Here is a 16690-nt window from a genome sequence, read left to right as displayed (position 1 = left end):
ACATTTGTCTTCGGGTGAACCGGAATGGCCGGAAAAACCCGATCACTACACCAAAAGTTGTGTCCGGTATATCCGAACGGGTGTACCTGGACTGCCTGAACATGAGAGAGGACTCATTTATCTCATGTGTCGTGAGCGGAACAGAATGTCATCGGTGCCGTCTGGAACGACAGAAAACGCTCCCGGTTGTCGATGGGCGCACCGGAGGCCGGATTCGAAAGCGAAAACAGTGGCCAGGGACTCATGAATTCATGGTCACGGGGGGTGCGGCACCCTCGCTTGACACGCGCCCATCCGGGCCAACCGCCCGCCCCCGGCCGCCCCGATCTACAGGTGCCAGCCCCCGGCCACTTCCAGCTCCTGCCCGGTCAGGTAGTCACTGGCGCGCACGAACCCCAGGGCAGCGTCCACGAGTTCCTGCACGGTCCCGGCCCGCCCCGCCGGAATCTGCGCGACCGGCTGGCTCACGCTGGTCTCGATCACGCCGGGACTGACCACGTTCACGCTGACGCCCGACCCGGCCAGCACCACCGCCAGCGACCGGCTCAGTTGCAGCACCCCGGCCTTGGCAATCACGTACGGCACGATGCCGGGCCGCGCCACGTTCGACGCCGCCCCCGCGTACCCCAGGTTCACGATGCGGCCCCAGCCCCGCGCACGCAGCAGCGGCGCGGCCTCCTGGCAGGTGGCGAAGGTGGCCGTCAGGTTACTGCCCAGCATGTCGGCCCACTGTTCGTCCGTGGTGTCCAGCAGGGGCCGGTGCACGTAATTGCCCACGTTGTTCACGAGGACCGCCAGCCCCGACCCCCCGAAGGCGGCGTGCGCCGAACGCACCAGCGCCCGCGCCTGCGCCGGGTCTGTCACGTCGGCCATCAGCGTCGCGGCCTGCACGCCCCGCTCGCGGCACAACCGCGCCGTCTCCTGCGCGTCTGCCTCGCTGCCGCGGTAATGCACGGCCACATCGAAACCCTCGGCCGCCAGCGCCACCGCCAGCGCCCGCCCGATCCCGCGCGCCGCGCCGGTCACCAGCGCCGTACCGCGGGACACCGGACCGTTCCCCGCCGGGTCCCGGTCCGTCACTGCTCACCCCGCTGCAGGGCCAGTTCCACCAGCGTGCGCGTCACGCCGTTCAGCGGGTACGCCAGCGCCGCGTGCAGGTGCACCCAGGCCCACTCCTCGATCTCCTCGTTCGGCGTGACCTCGTGCCCGTCGGTGCTGGCAAAGAAATCCACCAGCAGCATGTGCGCGGGCTTATGGAACTCCGGGTTCAGGACCGACTCCTGCGTCTGCGCGTACAGCACGTCCCGCAACTCCAGGCCCACCTCCTCGCGGAACTCACGGGTCACGGCGTCCAGCAGCGTCTCGCCCCACTCGACCTTCCCTCCGGGCACCCCCCACAGGCCGCGCCACTTGGTGGTCCGGACCAGCAGCACCCGGCCGTCTTTGCCCCACACGAGCGCCCCCACACACACCAGCGGTCTGTCCATGCGGCCCAGGGTAGCGTCCGGCGCGCCCGGCCGTCCGGGTGAACGCCTACCGACCCCGCCGCCGCATCACGCGGCGTTCCAGGCCCGTGATCAACGCGTACACCAGCACCCCGTACCCGACCAGCAGCGCGATCGCCGCGAACTGCGCCGCCTTGTTCTGGTACACGCCCGCCACCTGCACCGACAGCCCCAGGCCCTTCTGGTTGGGGTCCACGAACTCCCACACGACCGCCCCGATCAGCGCCAGACTGGCCGCCAGCCGCAGGCCCCCCAGCAGGACCGGCAGCGCGCCCGGCAGTTCCAGCCGCGTCAGCCGCTGCCACCCCGACGCGCGCAGCGTGCTGAACAGTTCATGGAAGGTGCCCTCCTGCTCGCGCACGCCCACCAGGGTCGCCACCAGCATCGGGTACAGCGCACTCAGGGCCGACACGACCACGGCGGGCAGGAACCCGAACCCCAGCCACGACACCAGCAGCGGGGCGAGCACCACGATCGGCGTGCTCTGCGACGCCACGATGAACGGACTCAGGAACCGTTCCAGGCCGCGCCACTTCGCCAGCGGGTACCCGATCAGCACGCCGCCCAGTGCGCCCAGCAGCGTGCCCAGCAGCGCCGTGCGGACCGTCACCCAGAACGCCGCCGCCAGCGCCGGCACGGTCCGCGCGGCCTCCTGCCACACCGCGGCCGGGGTGGGCAGCAGGAACGGCTGGTTCAATGCCGACGCGCCCACCTGCCACCCCACCAGCGCCAGGGCCACCGCCAGCGCCGGCAGCAGCCACGCCAGGCTGCGCCGCTCCGGGGACTCGGCGCGCAGCCGCGTGGAATCCCCGGTGCCCAGCACCGAGCGCAGGTGCGCCTCCAGCCCGTCCGTGTACGCGCTCACGCGGCCCTCGCCGCGCGTGTCGAGCACCTCGACGATCCGCCCGTCGCGCAGCACCGCCACCCGGTCGGCCAGCCACACCGCCTCGCGGATCGAGTGCGTGACCAGCACCGTCGTCCGGCCGGTCTTCTCGTGCAGGTGCCGCAACTCGGCGTTGAAACGCTCGCGGACCAGCGCGTCCAGCGCCGCGAACGGTTCGTCCAGCAGCAGCACGTCCCCGCTCTGCGCCAGTGCGCGGGCCAGCGCCACCCGCGCCCGCATCCCGCCCGACAGCTGCGCCGGGAAGTACGAGCCGTACTCCTCCATGCCCACCAGCCGCAGCGCCTCGGCCGGCGGCAGGCCCCCCCCGGCCCCCAGGTCGGCGGGCAACGCCACGTTCCGCAGGGCGCTGCGCCACGGCAGCAACCGGTAATCCTGGAAGACCAGCGCGGGCGGCGTGCCGATCCTCACGGTGCCCGACCCGGGTTTCAGCAGCCCGGCCAGCACCCGCAGCAGCGTGCTCTTGCCGCCGCCCGACGGGCCGATCAACGCCAGGAACTCGCCCCGCCGGACATCCAGCGTCACGCCGCTGAGGATCACCTCGCCGCCCAGCCGGACCGTCACGTCCTGCGCCGACAGGGGCGCGTCCGGCGCGGCGCTCACGCCCGCACCGCCGGCCGCCCGCGCGTGTTCACCAGCACCACGCCCGCCACCGCGATCAGGCCGCCCAGCAGCGTCACCAGGGTCGGGACCTCACCCAGCCACGCCCACGCGATCAGCACCGCGAACACCGGCGACACGTACAGGAACGAGGTCGTCACGCCCGCCCCCACCCGCGCGAGCGCGAACGTCCACGTCAGGTACGCCAGCGCCGCCGGGAACAGCCCGATGTACACCATTGCCAGGTGTGCGCCCAGCGGCGCGGCGCGCAGCTCCGTTCCGAACCCCGGCAGGAACGCCAGCATCGGCACGGTCCCCAGCATCAGGGACCACACCGTGAAATGCAGCGGGTTCATGCGCGACAGCAGCGGCTTCTGAAACACGAAGTACACGCTCGTGAACACTGCCGCCGCCAGGATCAGCAGCGCCCCGCGCGTGAAACTCAGGTCCTGCCCGCCCCCCAGCAGGATCAGCACCACGCCCCCCAGGCTGACCAGCGTCCCCGCCCACCCCAGCGCGTTCAGCCGCTCCCCGCCGAACCGCGTGGCGAGCAGCGCCGTGATGACCGGCCCCGCCGCGATGATCAGGCTGGCCGTGCCCGCCGGGACGCTCACCTCGCCGTAGTTCAGGCACACGTGGTACAGCGTGATGCCCGAGAAGCTCAGCGCCGCGATCCGCGCCAGGTCCGCCACGGGCGGCACCGGAATCCGCGCGGCCAGCGCGTACACGCCCAGCGCCGCGCTGGCCACCAGGAAACGGTACAGCGTCACGTGACCCGGCGAGAACGCATCCAGTCCCGCCCGGATGCCCGCGAACGCCGAGGCCCAGAACACGATCGTGACCAGGATCGCGGCCAGGGAAAGGGCGTCCAGACGGGCCGCAGCAGGGGAAGATCTCATGAGGGCAGGGTAGCCCACCAAGCGCACGCGCAATGAATGCACGTTCCATGGACGCCCGTTGGGCCGCCGCACATGTCCCGCCCGGGGGGCGTGCGCCAGGATGAAGGCACCGAAAGCCGTGAGGCCCACTGGAGGTCGTTCGTTCTCGTGAAGGGGAGGAAAGGGCATGGCAGATGAAACCGCAGGAAACGCGCCGGACAGCCTGAGCACGCCGGAAGCGGCGCAGCAGCACTCGGGCAGCGATCACGCCACGCAGGGCGCCAACACCAACCTCGACGGGACCGTGCAGGGCGGGCCCGCCACGCCGGAGGACCGGGCCGCCACCGCCGACATCCAGGAGCAGCACGCGGCCCAGGAATCCCCGGACGGAACGGCGAAGATCAAGGGTACTTAATGAGTTCTGCCCGGAACTTCACCCCGAGGGTGCCGGGCGTTATTAGACTGACCGTCACGGAGGACGACTTATGACCAACAACGAAGGTGGAATGGATCAGACCCGCATGATCAGCGGCGCGGCCGGTGGAGCGCTCCTGCTGATGGGACTGCGTAAACGTGGGGTGCTTGGCCTGGGCATGGCGGCCGTCGGCGGGTACCTCGCGTACCGCGCCGCGACCGGCAACGACCCGGTCATGGCCGCCGCCGGCCTGAGCGGCAACGCCACGGCCGCCAAGCCGATCTTCGTGGAGCACAGCGTCGTCATCGACCGCCCCGCGCAGGACGTGTACGACTTCTGGCGCAAACTGGACAACCTGCCCCAGATCATGAGCCACCTCGAGAGCGTCACCGCCCTCGACGAGAAACGCAGCCGCTGGGTCGCCAAGGCGCCGCTGGGCACGCACGTCGAGTGGGAAGCCGAGATCGTGAACGACAAGCCCGGCCAGCGCATCGGCTGGCACTCCCTGCCCGGCGCGACCGTCGACAACGCCGGCAGCGTGCAGTTCGAAAGCCTCCCCAACGGCGGCACCCGCGTGCACGTGGCCCTCTCGTACCGCCCCCCGGCCGGCCCGCTCGGCGCGGCCGTGGCGAAACTGTTCGGCGAGGAACCCAGCCAGCAGATCGCCGAGGACCTCCAGAAGTTCAAGGCCGCCTTCGAAGGCAACGCCAAGAACTGAACGGCCCTGCCCGGTGGACCCCACCGGCAGAGCAGAGAGAAGCGGGAGTGTCAGCAGATGTTCAGCTGACACTCCCGCTTTCTCCTGCGTGCGTGGCAGACCGGTGTTCGCCCAGCGCACGGACCCTCGTGCAGGTACCTGGGACCCCGATTGATCCGGGAAGCCCTCACTGAAGGGAGTCGAGACTCTGATGCGAATGGTCCTGATCTACGCGGCGCTGGTCGTTCTCCACCTGGCCTGCTTTTACCTGGTGCAACTGCGATTCGGCGAGATCGGTGTCGGCGTGGCCATGCTTGCCGTTCCGGTGACAAGCCTGCTGGTGGGAAGGCTGTTCAGCGGCAGGCCCGCCGGACGGATGGACTGATCTGACACGGACTCCGATTGAATGGCTTACAAAGCCGTTCAATCGGAGTCCGTATTACAGCGTGCCGTCGTCCGCTTCGGCGGGGCCGCTCTCGGGGAGGTTCTGGGCGCCCTCCTCGATGACGGTCAGGGAGCGCAGGGTGGCGCCCTGATGCCAGCCGTAGGTGGGGTTCTTCAGGCCCAGGGCGGCGGCGATGGCCTCGGCGGTGCTGCGCTGCGGTTCGTCGTCCAGGCTGAACAGCAGGAACTTGCGGCCGCCGGGACCGATGCGGATGAACAGGTCCGTGCCGATCTCGAGCTGCTGGGTGCGGCCCAGGCGTTCGGCGCGGCCCTGCGCGTAGCGGATCGCCTCGCGGATGGGAACGGTGACGGTGGGGTGACTCACGGCTGCGCTCCGGTGGGCGCGCGCAGGCCGCCCAGCAGCATGTCCGCGAACTGTTCGGCCACGTCGCGCGGCGCGAGGCTGCCGCCGGGGCGGTACCAGGTGTACGCCCAGTTCACGGCGGACAGCACGAGGTACGCGGTCATCTTGATGTCCAGGTCGGCGCGCAGGGTGCCTTCCTGCACGCCCTGCGTGATCAGTTCGCGGTAGAAGGCGTCGATGGTGTCGCGCCAGCCGGTCACGCGGGCGTACGCCTCGGGGGACAGGTGTTTCCACTCGTGGAAGAACACGGTGGCGCTGTCCATGTTGTCCGCGACCACCCGGATGTGGCGGTACATGGCCTCGCGGAGTTTCTGGTCGGCGGGCATGGCCTCGCCGCGCAGCGTGAACAGCGCCGTGTCGAACTGCCGGGACGCCTGGTTGACGATCTCGATCAGCAGTTCTTCCTTCGAGGAAATGTGCGCGTAGAGGCTGCCGCCCTGCATGCCCAGGTCCCCGGCGAGGTCGCGCATGCTGGTCGCGTGATAACCGCGCTCGGAGAAGAGGCGGCTGGCCGAGTCGAGAATCTGCTCGCGGCGGGGTTTGGCAGTGTCTGTCATGGTCGTGGGGTGGGCGCTCGGCGCTCCTGAGGGGCAGGGTAGCACGCTGCCAAACGCCCGTTTGGTGCGGCGTCTGTACCAGGTTCAGTCCGGCGGGTCTGGGGTGGGGGGATGGGCCCGGGCTGGGTGGGTCTGGGCTGGGTGGACGCCCGGCGGGGGGCGGGTGATACAACGAACCCCATGACCTCCACGCCCTCTGCCGATGCCGGAACCACCCCGGCCGGGGTGCGCGCCGCCGTGCGCGACGTGCCCGCCTACCCGTTCACGCCGCTGGACGTACCCATCAAACTCGACCAGAACGAGAACCCCTACGATTTCCCGGCGGACCTGAAGGCCGAGGCCCTGGCGCGCATGGCCGCCCGCCCCTGGAACCGTTACCCGGACCTGCACGCCGACACCCTGCGGGAACGCATCGCCGCCTTCGAGGACTGGGAGGCCGCCGGGGTGGTCGTCACGCCCGGCAGCAACGTACTGATCAAGCTGCTGACCGAACTGGGCGGCATCGGGCAGACGGTCCTGACCGTGAACCCCACCTTCAGCGTGTACACCCTCGAAGCGCAGCTGCTGGGTGCCGAACTGGTGCAGGTGCCGCTGAACGCCGACTTCAGCCTGCCGGTCGAGGCGCTGAAGGCCGAACTGGCCGCGCGGGAACCCGGCGTGCTGTACATCACGCAGCCGCACGCCCCGACCGGACACGTGGACGCCGAACAGGACATCCGCGCCCTGATCGACGCCGCGCGGGGCTGGATCGTGGTGCTGGACGAGGCGTACTACCAGTACAGCGCCCAGGATCACCGCGACCTGATCCGCGCGAACCCCCACTGCCTGAGCCTGCGGACCTTCAGCAAGGCCTGGGGACTGGCGGGCCTGCGCCTCGGGTACGCGCTGGCGCACCCGGAACTGGCCGGGCAGCTTCAGAAACTCGTGCCGGCGTTCAACGTGAGCGTGCTGGCCCAGACCGCCCTGGAAGTCGCGCTGGAGAACCCCGCCTACGTGCAGCAGCGCGTGGCCGAGGGCCTGCGCGAGCGGGCGCGCGTGCTCGAAGCCCTGGCCGCCCACCCGACCCTGGAGGCGCTGCCCAGCCAGTCGAACTTCTTCCTGCTGCGCTCCCCGGACGCCGGGGCCACCTACACGCACCTGCTGTCACGCGGGATCGTCGTGCGCCGCCAGGACCGCCTGCACCTGCTGGAAGGCTGCCTGCGCGTGGCGATCGGCACGCCCGCCGAGAACGACGCGCTGCTGGCCGCGCTGGCCGAATTGGCTTGACCCGGGTCACCGGGCCGCTGCACCTGACGGCACAGGAAACGGCCCGGTTCACCCCACCCGCCGGTATGGCCCCGCGCAGTCCGGTCACGCGGGACTGCACCGCCTGCGGGGCCTGCTGCGCCGCGCCGGACATCCACGCGCTGGGCAAACCGCTGGGCGTGCCGTGCGTGCACCTCGGACCCGACCAGGGGTGCGGGCACCTGTGCGCCGTGTACGACTCGCGCCCCGGCGTGTGCCGCGCGTACCAGCCGGACTGGGTGTGCGGCGAGGTCGCGCCCCTGCCCACCCTGGACGCCCGCGTGCGGCGTTTCCTGACCATCTACGGCCTGCAGGACGAGGCCGATCTGTAGTGCCTGATCAAGGGTGCGGACACTGTTCAAGCGCCAGAGGGGACAGGCACGGAAAACGTCTTCCAGAACGCCATTCCTGCTCACCCCCTCCCAGCCTCCCCCCTCAAGGGGGAGGAGGAACCACGGCGTATTCATCGCTGGTCTGCCCTGAAGGGATGAACCTGTCCGCACCACCCTCATACGAACTCCGATTGAATGGGCTGCAAAGCCCGTTCAATCCGAGCGGATGCGACTCGTAGAGCTGCTCCGCAGAGAAGGAGCTGGGCGGGTTCCGGACGTGGAGCCGGCAATCCGGTGAAGTTCCGGATTGTCGGCGAAACAAACGGAATCCGTATCATACGGACTCCGATTGAATGGCTTATAAAGCCGCTGGGTCCGAGTCCGTATGAAGGTGCCTACAGCGCCACCCACCCGACGCCCGCACAGGCCAGCACCACGGCCCAGGCGGGCCACCGCAGGACGGTCAGGGCGGCGTAGGCCAGCACGGCCAGCGCCAGGTCACGCGGGCCGCGCACGGCGCTGGTGAACACCGGGTCGTACAGTGCGGCCAGCAGCAGGCCCACCACCCCGGCATTCACGCCGGCCAGCGCGGCGCGGGCGGCGGGCCGGGCGGCCAGCGCCGCCCAGTGGGGCAGCGCGCCGACCATCAGCAGCGCGCCGGGCAGGAAGATGCCCAGCGTGGCGATCAGCGCCCCGGCGGGACCGTGCGCGGCGGCCCCCAGGAACGTGGCGAAGGTGAACAGCGGGCCCGGCATGGCGTTCGCCGCGCCGTACCCGGCGGTGAACGTGGTGGCCGGCAGCGCCGCGAAACTGCCCTCCAGCAGCGGGAGGACCACGTGCCCGCCCCCGAACACCAGCGCCCCGGCGCGGTACGTGGCGTCCAGCGTGGCCCAGCCCGGTCCCAGCGGGGCCAGCAGTGGCAGCGTCAGCAGCAGCGCCCCGGCCAGGAGCAGCAGCGCGGTCCCGGCGCGGCGGGACACCGGCACGGGAGGCAGGGCCGCGCCGCCCGCACCGGCCGGCCCGGACAGCCAGCGCCAGCCGACGCCCGCGCACACCAGCAGCGCCAGTACCTGCGTGCCCGCGCCGGGCAGCAGCAGCAGCGCCACCGCCGTGCCGAGCGCCAGGCCCGCCCGCACCCGGTCCGTGACCAGCGACGCCCACAGGCCCGCCACGGCCTGCGCGACCACCGCGACCGCCGCGACCTTCAGGCCGCTCAGCCACGCGGCCTGACCCGGATCGAGGCGGGTCAGGCCCAGCGCCAGCACGGTCATCAGGGCAGCGCTGGGCAGCGTGAAGCCCGACCAGGCGGCCAGCAGGCCCGGCCAGCCGGCGCGCAGCAGGCCCACGCTCAGGCCCACCTGCGAACTGGCCGGGCCGGGCAGGAACCCGGCCAGCGCCACCAGGTCCGCGTACCCGGCCTCGCTGATCCACGCGCGGCGCGTCACGAACTCCGCCCGGAAGTACCCCAGGTGCGCGACCGGCCCCCCGAACCCCGTCAGGCCCAGCCGCAGGAACACCAGAAACACTTCCAGAACACGCATCCTCCGGATCGTACAGGCCGGAGGTCAGGACGTGGTGGGCCGGGTCCGGGCGCGGCGCACTCCTCACCTGCGGATGAGAGAATGCCCGCCATGAGCCAAGCGGCCCCCACCCCCACGCCCGACGCCCCTGATGCCCACCCCAGCCCGAAGGCCCGCGTGCCGAAGACCGTCTGGGACCTGATCTTCACGCTGCTGATCCCGATCCTGATTCTCAGTCCGAACATCCTGGGCAGCGGCATCAGCATTGCCGAGCAGGTGTTCGGCGGAGGCGCCGCCGGGAACGTCCGCGCGTACCTGCTGGCCGCCCTGATTCCCGTGGCGTACGTGCTGTGGGACCTCGCCGTGAACCGCAACGTCAGCCCGGTCGCGCTGATCGGCGGGGCAGGCGCGATCTTCAGCGGCGCGCTGGCCTTCTGGTACGTGGACGGCTTCTGGTACGCCATCAAGGACTCGGCCCGCTCGTACCTGACGGGGCTGCTGTTCCTGATCAGCGCGGCGACCAGCGTGCCGCTGTTCCGGGTATTCCTGGACGCCAGTTCCATCGGCGAGAGCCCCGAGCACCGCGCCGCCACGCAGCAGGCCATGCGCGACCCCGGCGTGCACCGCAGCCTCGCGCAGGCGACCGTGGTGTTCGCGGTCGTCGACCTGATCGGCGGGATGGTGAACAGCGCCGTGAACTACGCCCGCGTGACCGCGAAGTTCGGCACGGACGCCTTCAACGCGCAGGTGGCCGAGGTGAACGCCCTGATGCGCATTCCGGGCCTGCTGATCACGCTGGCCGGCGTGGCCGTCGCGATCTGGCTGGTCAACCGCGCCGTGCAGGCCCGCTACGGCGCGGGCGCCAGCCTGTTCGAGCCCGGCAAGCTGCTCGAGCGCATGCGCGAGCGCGGCGAACCCGTCACCTGATACCGCAGTCCGCTCTGCTCTTCCGCCCAGGGCCGCGCCGGAACACCCTCTCCCGGCGCGGCCCTGCCACGTCCGGGATGGGGGGGAGTTGACAGTTTCGGCACTCGCCTATAAAGTAAGCGAGCCCTGAAACGCGCCCGAGCGCGGGCGAGATTACCAAAGGTGTGCCGAGGTGGCGGAATTGGTAGACGCACTAGTTTCAGGGACTAGCGCCGCGAGGCGTGTGGGTTCAAGTCCCATCTTCGGCACCACAAGGAAAGCCCTGGCAGAAATGCCGGGGCTTTCTTGTCTTTCGTGGTCTTTCAGGACAGGGGCGCCCTGCGGCGCGTGCCCCACGACGGGGCTTCCTGCGGGGCGCTCCTACGGACTCCGTTTGTTTCGTTCACAGATCGGAACACCACCGATCTGTCAACTCCACGTCCGGAGGGGCGTTTCTCTCCTGCTCGCTCTACTGCGCAGCTCTACGAGTCCGCTCGGATTGAACGGGCTTTGCAGCCCATTCAATCCGAGCCCGTATCAGTCCCGCCGTCTGCGGGAACGTCCGGCGCGGGCACGGTCGTACACGGCTTCCAGCTCGGCGGCCCGCACCGGCAGGTCGTACCGGGCGGCACTCAGGCGCGCGCCCTCCTGCAATGTCGGCAGGCGGTCCGGGTGCAGGGTGCCCAGCAGGCCGTCCGCCAGTTCTGCGGGCGTGGCGGCCCGCACCGTGCCGTTCACGCCCTCCTCGATCAGGTCCAGCGCGGCGGGACTCTGCGCGGCGACCAGGGGCGTGCCCGCCGCGAGCGCCTCGATCATGCTCATGGGCAGCACCTCGCTGGTACTGGCCGTGATGAACACGTCGGCGGCCGCCAGCGCCCCGGGCACGCGGGCGTACGGGACGGGACCGGTGAAGGTCACGCCCTCCGGCGCCTGCGCCTGCAGGGGCGCGCGGCTGGGGCCGTCCCCGACCACCAGCAGCCGCAGTTCCGGACGACTGGCCCTCGCCCGCGTGAAGGCGCGCAGCATCACGTCCAGGTTCTTCTCCGGGGCCAGCCGGCCCAGGTACATGACCAGCGGCGTGTCCGGCCCCACGTGAAACTCGGCGCGGAAGGCCGCGCCGCTCGCCGCGCGGAACGCCGCGAGGTCCACCGGGTTCGCCAGCAGGTCCACGCGGCCCTGAAAGCCGTACTCGCGCAGCATGTCCACCATCGCCCGGCCCGGCGCGAGCACCGCGTCCACCCGGCGCGCGAAGGCGCTCACGTGCGGGCGCAGCACCGCCCGGCCCACCCGGCCCGGCATGGGCGCGTAGTGCAGGTACTGGTCGTACTGCGTGTGCGCCGTGTACACCACGGGCGCGCCCGACAGCCGCGACCAGCGCAGCGCCAGCTGTCCCGCCAGGAACGGGTGCATGGTGTGCAGCACGTCCAGGTCCCGCAGCGGCAGGCGCGAGGTCAGCAGCGGCCCCGGCGCCAGCATCACGGGGTAATCGGCCGGGGCGCCCAGCGCCCGCGCGCCCGCGAACGACGAGTTCAGGCGGTACACGCCGTCCTCGCGGGGCGGCATCTGCGGGTGGCGGGGCGCGAAGATCCGCACCTCGTGGCCCAGGTCACGCAGACCCCGGGCGAACAGGGCCGTGCTGGTCGCCACCCCGTTGCGGGACGGCAGGTAGGTAGCAGTGACAATCCCGACGCGCACGGGGGCAGTGTAGCCCCCCACGGCCCCCCGCGTGCCCTGCCCCCCGTCCCGGCCCCGTATCCTGTGGCGCATGAGTTCGCCGCTGATCATTCCCTGCGTGGACATCCAGTCCGGCCGCGCCGTGCGCCTGTTCGAGGGTGACCCCGACCGCGAGACCGTGTACTTCGACTCGCCGCTCGACGCCGCGCGCCACTGGGTGAGCCTGGGCGCGGGCCTGGTGCACCTGGTCGACCTGGACGCCGCCACCGGCCGCGGCGAGAACCGCGCCGTGATCGCGCAGATCACGGGCGAACTGGGCGTGCCGGTCGAGGTGGGCGGCGGCGTCCGCAGCCGCGAGGCCGCCGGGGACCTGCTGCGCCTGGGCGTGGACCGCGTCGTGATCGGCACGGCCGCCGTCAAGCACCCGGAACTGGTGCGCGACCTGATCGCCGCGCACGGCCCGGAACGGGTGGTCGTGAGCCTCGACGCACGCGGCCTGGAGGTCGCCACGCACGGCTGGGTGCAGGGCAGCGGCGTGATGGTCGCCGACCTGACCCCTGGCCTGGCCGACGCGGGCCTGGAGACCCTGATCTTCACGGACGTCACCCGCGACGGCACCCTGCGCGGCCTGGACCGCGACCTGATGCGGCAGGTGCGGCAGCTGTGGACGAACACCCTGATCGTGGGCGGCGGCGTGGCGAACGTGGACGACGTGCGCCTGCTGCAGGAGGAACACATCGAGGGCGCCATCGTGGGCCGCGCCATCTACGAGGGCACCCTGCCGTACCCCGTCACGCTGGACTGATCCGGACTCCGGTTGAAAGATTTGCAGAAGCTTTCAACCCGAGCGGACTCGTAGAGCTGCGCAGCAGAGCGAGCAGGAGTAGAACGGACTCTGGGTGTGGAGTTGGCACCTCGGTGTCCTTCCGGGTTGTCAACGGAACGGACGGAGTCCGCATGACAGCCGTCCAGCAAACTACCTGCGCCGTCCGCCCGTGATGCCCAGCACGCGCAGCACGATCACGGCGGGCACGGCCAGGACGGCCGTCACGGCGTTCCACAGCGCGGCGCGCACGGTGGGCAGCACCCGGCCCTCCTCGCGGCGCGGCACGCGGGGCAGGACGCGCGGGACCGGCACGCCCAGCACCCGGCCGCGACTGTCCCGCACCGGCCGGTCGGCCTGCCGTTTCGCGTCGCGTTCCTGCGGGCTCTCGCTGGGGTCGATCTCGGCGCCCTGCGCGGCCAGCGCCTGCTTCTTGGCGGTGTTGGCCGCGCCGCCCGCGTGCGTGCCGTACTTCTGCGAGTACACCCACGTGACCTCCGCCCCGAAGAAGAAGATCATGGCCGAGTAGTAGATCCACAGCAGCAGCACGATCAGCGTCGCGGCGGCCCCGAAGGCGCTGCCCGGCGCGGCCTGCCCCAGGTACAGGCCGATGCCCAGCTGCCCGAGCGTGAACAGCGCCGACGTGAAGAACCCCCCCACCCACACCTCCCGCCACTCCAGTTTCACGTCGGGCAGCAGCTTGTAGATGCCGGCGAACACGGGCGCCAGGAACAGCACGGACAGCAGCGCCGTCCCGGCCCGCACGAAGAACGCCCCCGCGCCGATGGTGTCGCCCAGCCGCTGCGCGATGACCGACAGGTACGTGTTCACGCCGAGGAACGCGATCAGCAGCAGCCCGATGGCCAGGATCATCAGGAACGATTTCAGGCGGGTCCACAGGACGTTCACGAAGCCCTGCGGCGGGCCGGGGTCCGCGCCCCACATGGAGTTCAGGGCGTCCTGCAACTGCACGAACAGCCCGGTGGCGCCCATGAACAGCGTCACGAACGCCGCGATGGACGCCACCAGCGACCCGCGCTGCAGGCTGTCGGTGTTCACCAGGCCGCGCAGCAGCGTGGCGGTGTCGGTGCCCAGGTTCTGAGCGATCAGGCCGCCGGGGCCGAACAGCTGGTCCAGCACAGCGTTGTTCGTCAGGAACCGTCCGGCGACGACCACGGCCAGCAGCAGCAGCGGCGCGAGGCTGAACATGGCGTAGTACGCGATGGCGGCCGCCAGCCGCGGCGCCTTGTCCTGCCCGAATGCCAGGGCCGCCTCGCGCAGCAGCGTGAAAGCCGAGAGGGGACTGAACTTCATGACCGGCCGTCCTTCATGCTGGGCAGTGTACGGGCCGCGCCGGTGGGCGTCCGTCATGGCGGGTTAAGGCTCCCCCCATACTCCCGGCGCGGCCTGTTAGCCTGCGGGGCATGCAAGCCATTCCCGAGGGGTTCACGCAGACCCTGACCGTGACCGTGACCGACGAGATGACCGTGAACTTCGGCGAGCTGGGCCGCCTGCACCCGGTGTACGCCACGTACTGGATGGCCCGGCACTTCGAGGAGGCGGGCCGCAAGATCATCCTGCCGTTCCTGGAAGACGGCGAGGGCGGCATCGGCACGCAGGTGGACGTGACGCACACCGCCAGCGCCCTGCCCGGCATGCGCTTGACCGTGACCGCCACCTTCGAGCGGCAGGAGGGCCGGCGCGTGATCGCCCGCATGGTCGCCGTGAACGAACTCGGGGACGAGATCGGGCGTGGCGCGACCACGCAGATGGTGCTGCCGCAGGCGCGCATCGACGCGAACTTCGACACCCTCCGGCAACGCTGGGCCGGGCACGTCGGGACGCAGGGCGCCGCAAGCGGGGCGCCGTGACCCGCCGCCCGCGACCCCTTCTGTTCACGCGCTGAACGGACGCCGGCCCGGCGGTGGGGGCGCGTGGACCGTGTCTGGACCGGGTACAGCGGCCTGCCGCTATGCTGGAGCGTCATGCCGAAGAATCTTCCTGTCTCCCGTTACTACGACGTGAAACGCGACCCGCAGGGGCAGCGTTTCATCGACGTGCACGTGACGGGCCTGGCGTTGCTCCAGAATCCGCTGCTGAACAAGACCACGGCCTTCACGCCCGAGGAACGCCGGGAACTGGGCCTCGAGGGCCTCGTGCCGCCCCACACCAGCACCTTCGAGGAGCAGAAGGAACGCACGTACCTGCGCTACCTCAAGTGTGGCTCCGACCTGGAAAAACACGAGTACCTGCGCGCCCTGCAGGACCGCAACGAGGTGCTGTTCTACGCGATTCTCGAAGACCACCTCGAGGAGATGCTGCCCATCATCTACACGCCCACGGTGGGCGAGGCGGTGCGGAACTACTCCAGCAACTACCGCTACCCGCGCGGCTTCACGGTCAGCACCGGCGACATCGACCGGGTGGACGACATGCTGGAGAACGTCACCGTGAACGACGTGCGCATGATCGTCGCCACCGACTCCAGCGCCATCCTGGGCATCGGGGACCAGGGCTTCGGGGGCATGGCGATCAGCATCGGGAAACTGTCGCTGTACACCGCCGCCGGGGGCGTCGGGCCGGACAAGACCCTCCCGGTCGAACTGGACGTCGGCACCAACCGCCAGGACCTGATCGACGATCCGCTGTACCTGGGCGTGCACCACCGCCGCCTGACCGGCGCGGCCTACGACGAGTTCCTGGACGCGTTCGTGGAGGCCGTGTCGCACCGCTACCCGAAGGCGATCATCCAGTGGGAGGATTTCAGCCGGGGCACGGCGTTCCGGGTGCTGGAACGCTACCGCCGGGTCGTGCCGAGCTTCAACGACGACATCCAGGGCACGGGCGCCATGGCGCTCGCCGGGCTGATCAGCGCCGCGCGCCTCAAGGGCGAGCGGCTGAGCGATCAGGTGTTCGTGGTGGTGGGGGCCGGCGCCGCCGGGATCGGCGTGGCCATGGCCATCCGGCAGGGCCTTCAGGCGGACGGGCTGAGTGCCGGGGACGCGAACGCCCGCGTGTTCGTCGTGGACCGCCACGGTCTGCTGATGCACGGGCAACCGGACCTGGAAGACCAGCAGCTGAGCTTCGCGCGTCGCCCCGGAGACCTCGCCGGCTGGGTGTTCGACGGCGAGTACCCCGGCATGCACGACGTGATCGTGAACGCGAAGGCGACCGCGCTGCTGGGCTTCACGGGCGTGCCCGGCCTGTTCCGGCAGGAGAGCGTCGAGGCGATGCTGGCCCACACGCCGCGCCCGATCGTGTTCCCGCTCAGCAACCCCAGCAGCCACGTCGAGGCGCGCCCCGCCGACATCATCCACTGGACGCGCGGCGGCGCGATCGTCGCGTCCGGCAGTCCCTTCCCCGACGTGGAGTACGGAGGGAAACGCTACCCGGTCGGGCAGGGCAACAACGCCTTCATCTTCCCCGGACTGGGTTTCGGGGCGGTCGCCAGCCGCGCCCGCGAGATCACGGACAACATGGTCATGGAGGCCGCCCGGACGCTGGCCGAATTCACCGCCCAGTACGGCGAACGCGTGTACCCGCCCATCAGCGACCTGCGTGAACTGAGCATCCAGGTGGCCGTGAACGTCGCCCTGCAGTCCATCCGGGACGGCGTGTGCGCCGAACGCCGCATCCGCAACATGACCCGCGACGAACTGGAAACCGTGATCCGCGACCGCGCGTGGCAACCCCGCTACCTGCCGCTGCGCAAGGGTTGATGATTGATGGTCGGAGGCTGATGGAGGGAAGGCCGTTCCCATCCCCCATCACCCATCACCCATCAACTTTC

At 70.6% G+C, this 16690-nt stretch carries 18 protein-coding genes and 1 tRNA gene; 10 read left to right on the top strand and 9 right to left on the bottom strand.

Going from position 1 to position 16690, the window contains the following annotated elements:
* Positions 1-327: 327 nt before the first annotated feature.
* The 4 genes from tmpR to ABDZ66_RS04165 are packed head-to-tail and all read right to left on the bottom strand — an operon-like array spanning position 328 to position 3905.
* The gene (tmpR, locus tag ABDZ66_RS04180; protein WP_343756393.1) at positions 328-1047 is read right to left on the bottom strand and encodes a bifunctional dihydropteridine reductase/dihydrofolate reductase TmpR; all 720 of its coding nucleotides are present in this window, start codon (positions 1045-1047) and stop codon (positions 328-330) included.
* Positions 1048-1076: 29 nt separating this feature from the next.
* Positions 1077-1487 (bottom strand): NUDIX domain-containing protein, encoded by a 411-nt coding sequence (locus ABDZ66_RS04175; RefSeq protein ID WP_343756391.1) that lies wholly within the window; start codon positions 1485-1487, stop codon positions 1077-1079.
* A gap of 46 nt (positions 1488-1533) precedes the next feature.
* Positions 1534-3009 carry an ABC transporter permease subunit gene (locus tag ABDZ66_RS04170; RefSeq protein WP_343756389.1) on the bottom strand — a complete coding sequence of 492 codons (1476 nt, stop codon included), beginning with the start codon at positions 3007-3009 and terminating at the stop codon, positions 1534-1536.
* On the bottom strand, positions 3006-3905 hold the full coding sequence (locus tag ABDZ66_RS04165) for a DMT family transporter (protein ID WP_343756387.1): 900 nt from the start codon (positions 3903-3905) through the stop codon (positions 3006-3008). Before ABDZ66_RS04165 ends, ABDZ66_RS04170 begins: the two co-directional genes overlap by 4 nt.
* 166 nt (positions 3906-4071) lie before the next feature.
* On the opposite strand from ABDZ66_RS04165, the gene ABDZ66_RS04160 reads away from it, so the two are divergent.
* The 3 genes from ABDZ66_RS04160 to ABDZ66_RS04150 all read left to right on the top strand — a co-directional run bounded on the left by ABDZ66_RS04160 (position 4072) and on the right by ABDZ66_RS04150 (position 5381).
* A complete protein-coding gene (locus ABDZ66_RS04160) occupies positions 4072-4299 on the top strand; it encodes a hypothetical protein (protein WP_343756385.1) in 228 nt (75 codons plus the stop codon).
* A 70-nt stretch (positions 4300-4369) separates the two neighbouring features.
* Positions 4370-5017, top strand: coding sequence for an SRPBCC family protein (locus ABDZ66_RS04155; protein ID WP_343756383.1), 648 nt, complete (start codon positions 4370-4372; stop codon positions 5015-5017).
* A gap of 196 nt (positions 5018-5213) precedes the next feature.
* Positions 5214-5381, top strand: coding sequence for a hypothetical protein (locus tag ABDZ66_RS04150; protein WP_343756381.1), 168 nt, complete (start codon positions 5214-5216; stop codon positions 5379-5381).
* A 54-nt stretch (positions 5382-5435) separates the two neighbouring features.
* Here ABDZ66_RS04150 and ABDZ66_RS04145 read toward each other — a convergent pair whose 3' ends face one another.
* Together ABDZ66_RS04145 and ABDZ66_RS04140 are read right to left on the bottom strand one after the other, a co-directional pair.
* Complete coding sequence (locus tag ABDZ66_RS04145; RefSeq protein WP_343756379.1) at positions 5436-5765, bottom strand: hypothetical protein; 330 nt, start codon at positions 5763-5765, stop codon at positions 5436-5438.
* The gene (locus ABDZ66_RS04140) at positions 5762-6361 is read right to left on the bottom strand and encodes a TetR/AcrR family transcriptional regulator (RefSeq protein ID WP_343756377.1); all 600 of its coding nucleotides are present in this window, start codon (positions 6359-6361) and stop codon (positions 5762-5764) included. Before ABDZ66_RS04140 ends, ABDZ66_RS04145 begins: the two co-directional genes overlap by 4 nt.
* 180 nt (positions 6362-6541) lie before the next feature.
* On the opposite strand from ABDZ66_RS04140, the gene hisC reads away from it, so the two are divergent.
* Together hisC and ABDZ66_RS04130 are read left to right on the top strand one after the other, a co-directional pair.
* A complete protein-coding gene (gene hisC, locus ABDZ66_RS04135) occupies positions 6542-7627 on the top strand; it encodes a histidinol-phosphate transaminase (protein WP_343756375.1) in 1086 nt (361 codons plus the stop codon).
* Positions 7628-7692: 65 nt separating this feature from the next.
* Entirely contained in the window at positions 7693-7977 is a 285-nt protein-coding gene (locus ABDZ66_RS04130; protein ID WP_343756463.1) for a YkgJ family cysteine cluster protein, read from the top strand.
* Positions 7978-8372: 395 nt separating this feature from the next.
* Here the strand turns inward: ABDZ66_RS04130 and chrA are convergent, their stop codons facing one another.
* A complete protein-coding gene (gene chrA, locus ABDZ66_RS04125; protein ID WP_343756373.1) occupies positions 8373-9518 on the bottom strand; it encodes a chromate efflux transporter in 1146 nt (381 codons plus the stop codon).
* A gap of 90 nt (positions 9519-9608) precedes the next feature.
* Between chrA and ABDZ66_RS04120 the strand changes: the two genes are divergently transcribed.
* Positions 9609-10424: a VC0807 family protein gene (locus tag ABDZ66_RS04120; protein ID WP_343756371.1), complete on the top strand. Its 816-nt coding sequence runs from the start codon at positions 9609-9611 to the stop codon at positions 10422-10424.
* A 166-nt stretch (positions 10425-10590) separates the two neighbouring features.
* Positions 10591-10675: transfer RNA gene (locus tag ABDZ66_RS04115), tRNA-Leu, on the top strand.
* 265 nt (positions 10676-10940) lie between these two features.
* On the opposite strand, the gene ABDZ66_RS04110 is transcribed toward ABDZ66_RS04115, so the two are convergent.
* A complete protein-coding gene (locus ABDZ66_RS04110; RefSeq protein WP_343756369.1) occupies positions 10941-12098 on the bottom strand; it encodes a glycosyltransferase family 4 protein in 1158 nt (385 codons plus the stop codon).
* Between the two features lie 70 nt (positions 12099-12168).
* Here ABDZ66_RS04110 and hisA point away from each other — a divergent pair, with 70 nt between their 5' ends.
* Positions 12169-12882, top strand: a complete 714-nt coding sequence (hisA, locus tag ABDZ66_RS04105) for a 1-(5-phosphoribosyl)-5-[(5-phosphoribosylamino)methylideneamino]imidazole-4-carboxamide isomerase (protein ID WP_343756367.1) — start codon at positions 12169-12171, stop codon at positions 12880-12882.
* 171 nt (positions 12883-13053) lie between these two features.
* On the opposite strand, the gene ABDZ66_RS04100 is transcribed toward hisA, so the two are convergent.
* Positions 13054-14271, bottom strand: coding sequence for a YihY/virulence factor BrkB family protein (locus tag ABDZ66_RS04100; protein WP_343756365.1), 1218 nt, complete (start codon positions 14269-14271; stop codon positions 13054-13056).
* Between the two features lie 53 nt (positions 14272-14324).
* On the opposite strand from ABDZ66_RS04100, the gene ABDZ66_RS04095 reads away from it, so the two are divergent.
* Positions 14325-14771: a thioesterase family protein gene (locus tag ABDZ66_RS04095; protein WP_343756363.1), complete on the top strand. Its 447-nt coding sequence runs from the start codon at positions 14325-14327 to the stop codon at positions 14769-14771.
* Positions 14772-14885: 114 nt separating this feature from the next.
* Positions 14886-16619 (top strand): NAD-dependent malic enzyme, encoded by a 1734-nt coding sequence (locus tag ABDZ66_RS04090; RefSeq protein WP_343756461.1) that lies wholly within the window; start codon positions 14886-14888, stop codon positions 16617-16619.
* Positions 16620-16690: the final 71 nt, after the last annotated feature.

It is taken from the genome of Deinococcus depolymerans, from assembly GCF_039522025.1.
In the GTDB taxonomy this organism is placed as follows: domain Bacteria; phylum Deinococcota; class Deinococci; order Deinococcales; family Deinococcaceae; genus Deinococcus; species Deinococcus depolymerans.
This window is presented reverse-complemented; position numbering and strand designations above follow the sequence as displayed.

Bases quoted from the DNA above. Each gene is read 5' to 3' on its own strand.
- ABDZ66_RS04175 (WP_343756391.1), bottom strand. From the start codon at position 1,487: ATGGACAGACCGCTGGTGTGTGTGGGGGCGCTCGTGTGGGGCAAAGAC.
- ABDZ66_RS04165 (WP_343756387.1), bottom strand. From the start codon at position 3,905: ATGAGATCTTCCCCTGCTGCGGCCCGTCTGGACGCCCTTTCCCTGGCC.
- ABDZ66_RS04160 (WP_343756385.1), top strand. From the start codon at position 4,072: ATGGCAGATGAAACCGCAGGAAACGCGCCGGACAGCCTGAGCACGCCG.
- ABDZ66_RS04155 (WP_343756383.1), top strand. From the start codon at position 4,370: ATGACCAACAACGAAGGTGGAATGGATCAGACCCGCATGATCAGCGGC.
- ABDZ66_RS04150 (WP_343756381.1), top strand. From the start codon at position 5,214: ATGGTCCTGATCTACGCGGCGCTGGTCGTTCTCCACCTGGCCTGCTTT.
- ABDZ66_RS04140 (WP_343756377.1), bottom strand. From the start codon at position 6,361: ATGACAGACACTGCCAAACCCCGCCGCGAGCAGATTCTCGACTCGGCC.
- hisC (WP_343756375.1), top strand. From the start codon at position 6,542: ATGACCTCCACGCCCTCTGCCGATGCCGGAACCACCCCGGCCGGGGTG.
- ABDZ66_RS04130 (WP_343756463.1), top strand. From the start codon at position 7,693: ATGGCCCCGCGCAGTCCGGTCACGCGGGACTGCACCGCCTGCGGGGCC.
- chrA (WP_343756373.1), bottom strand. From the start codon at position 9,518: ATGCGTGTTCTGGAAGTGTTTCTGGTGTTCCTGCGGCTGGGCCTGACG.
- ABDZ66_RS04120 (WP_343756371.1), top strand. From the start codon at position 9,609: ATGAGCCAAGCGGCCCCCACCCCCACGCCCGACGCCCCTGATGCCCAC.
- hisA (WP_343756367.1), top strand. From the start codon at position 12,169: ATGAGTTCGCCGCTGATCATTCCCTGCGTGGACATCCAGTCCGGCCGC.
- ABDZ66_RS04100 (WP_343756365.1), bottom strand. From the start codon at position 14,271: ATGACGGACGCCCACCGGCGCGGCCCGTACACTGCCCAGCATGAAGGA.
- ABDZ66_RS04095 (WP_343756363.1), top strand. From the start codon at position 14,325: ATGCAAGCCATTCCCGAGGGGTTCACGCAGACCCTGACCGTGACCGTG.
- ABDZ66_RS04090 (WP_343756461.1), top strand. From the start codon at position 14,886: ATGCCGAAGAATCTTCCTGTCTCCCGTTACTACGACGTGAAACGCGAC.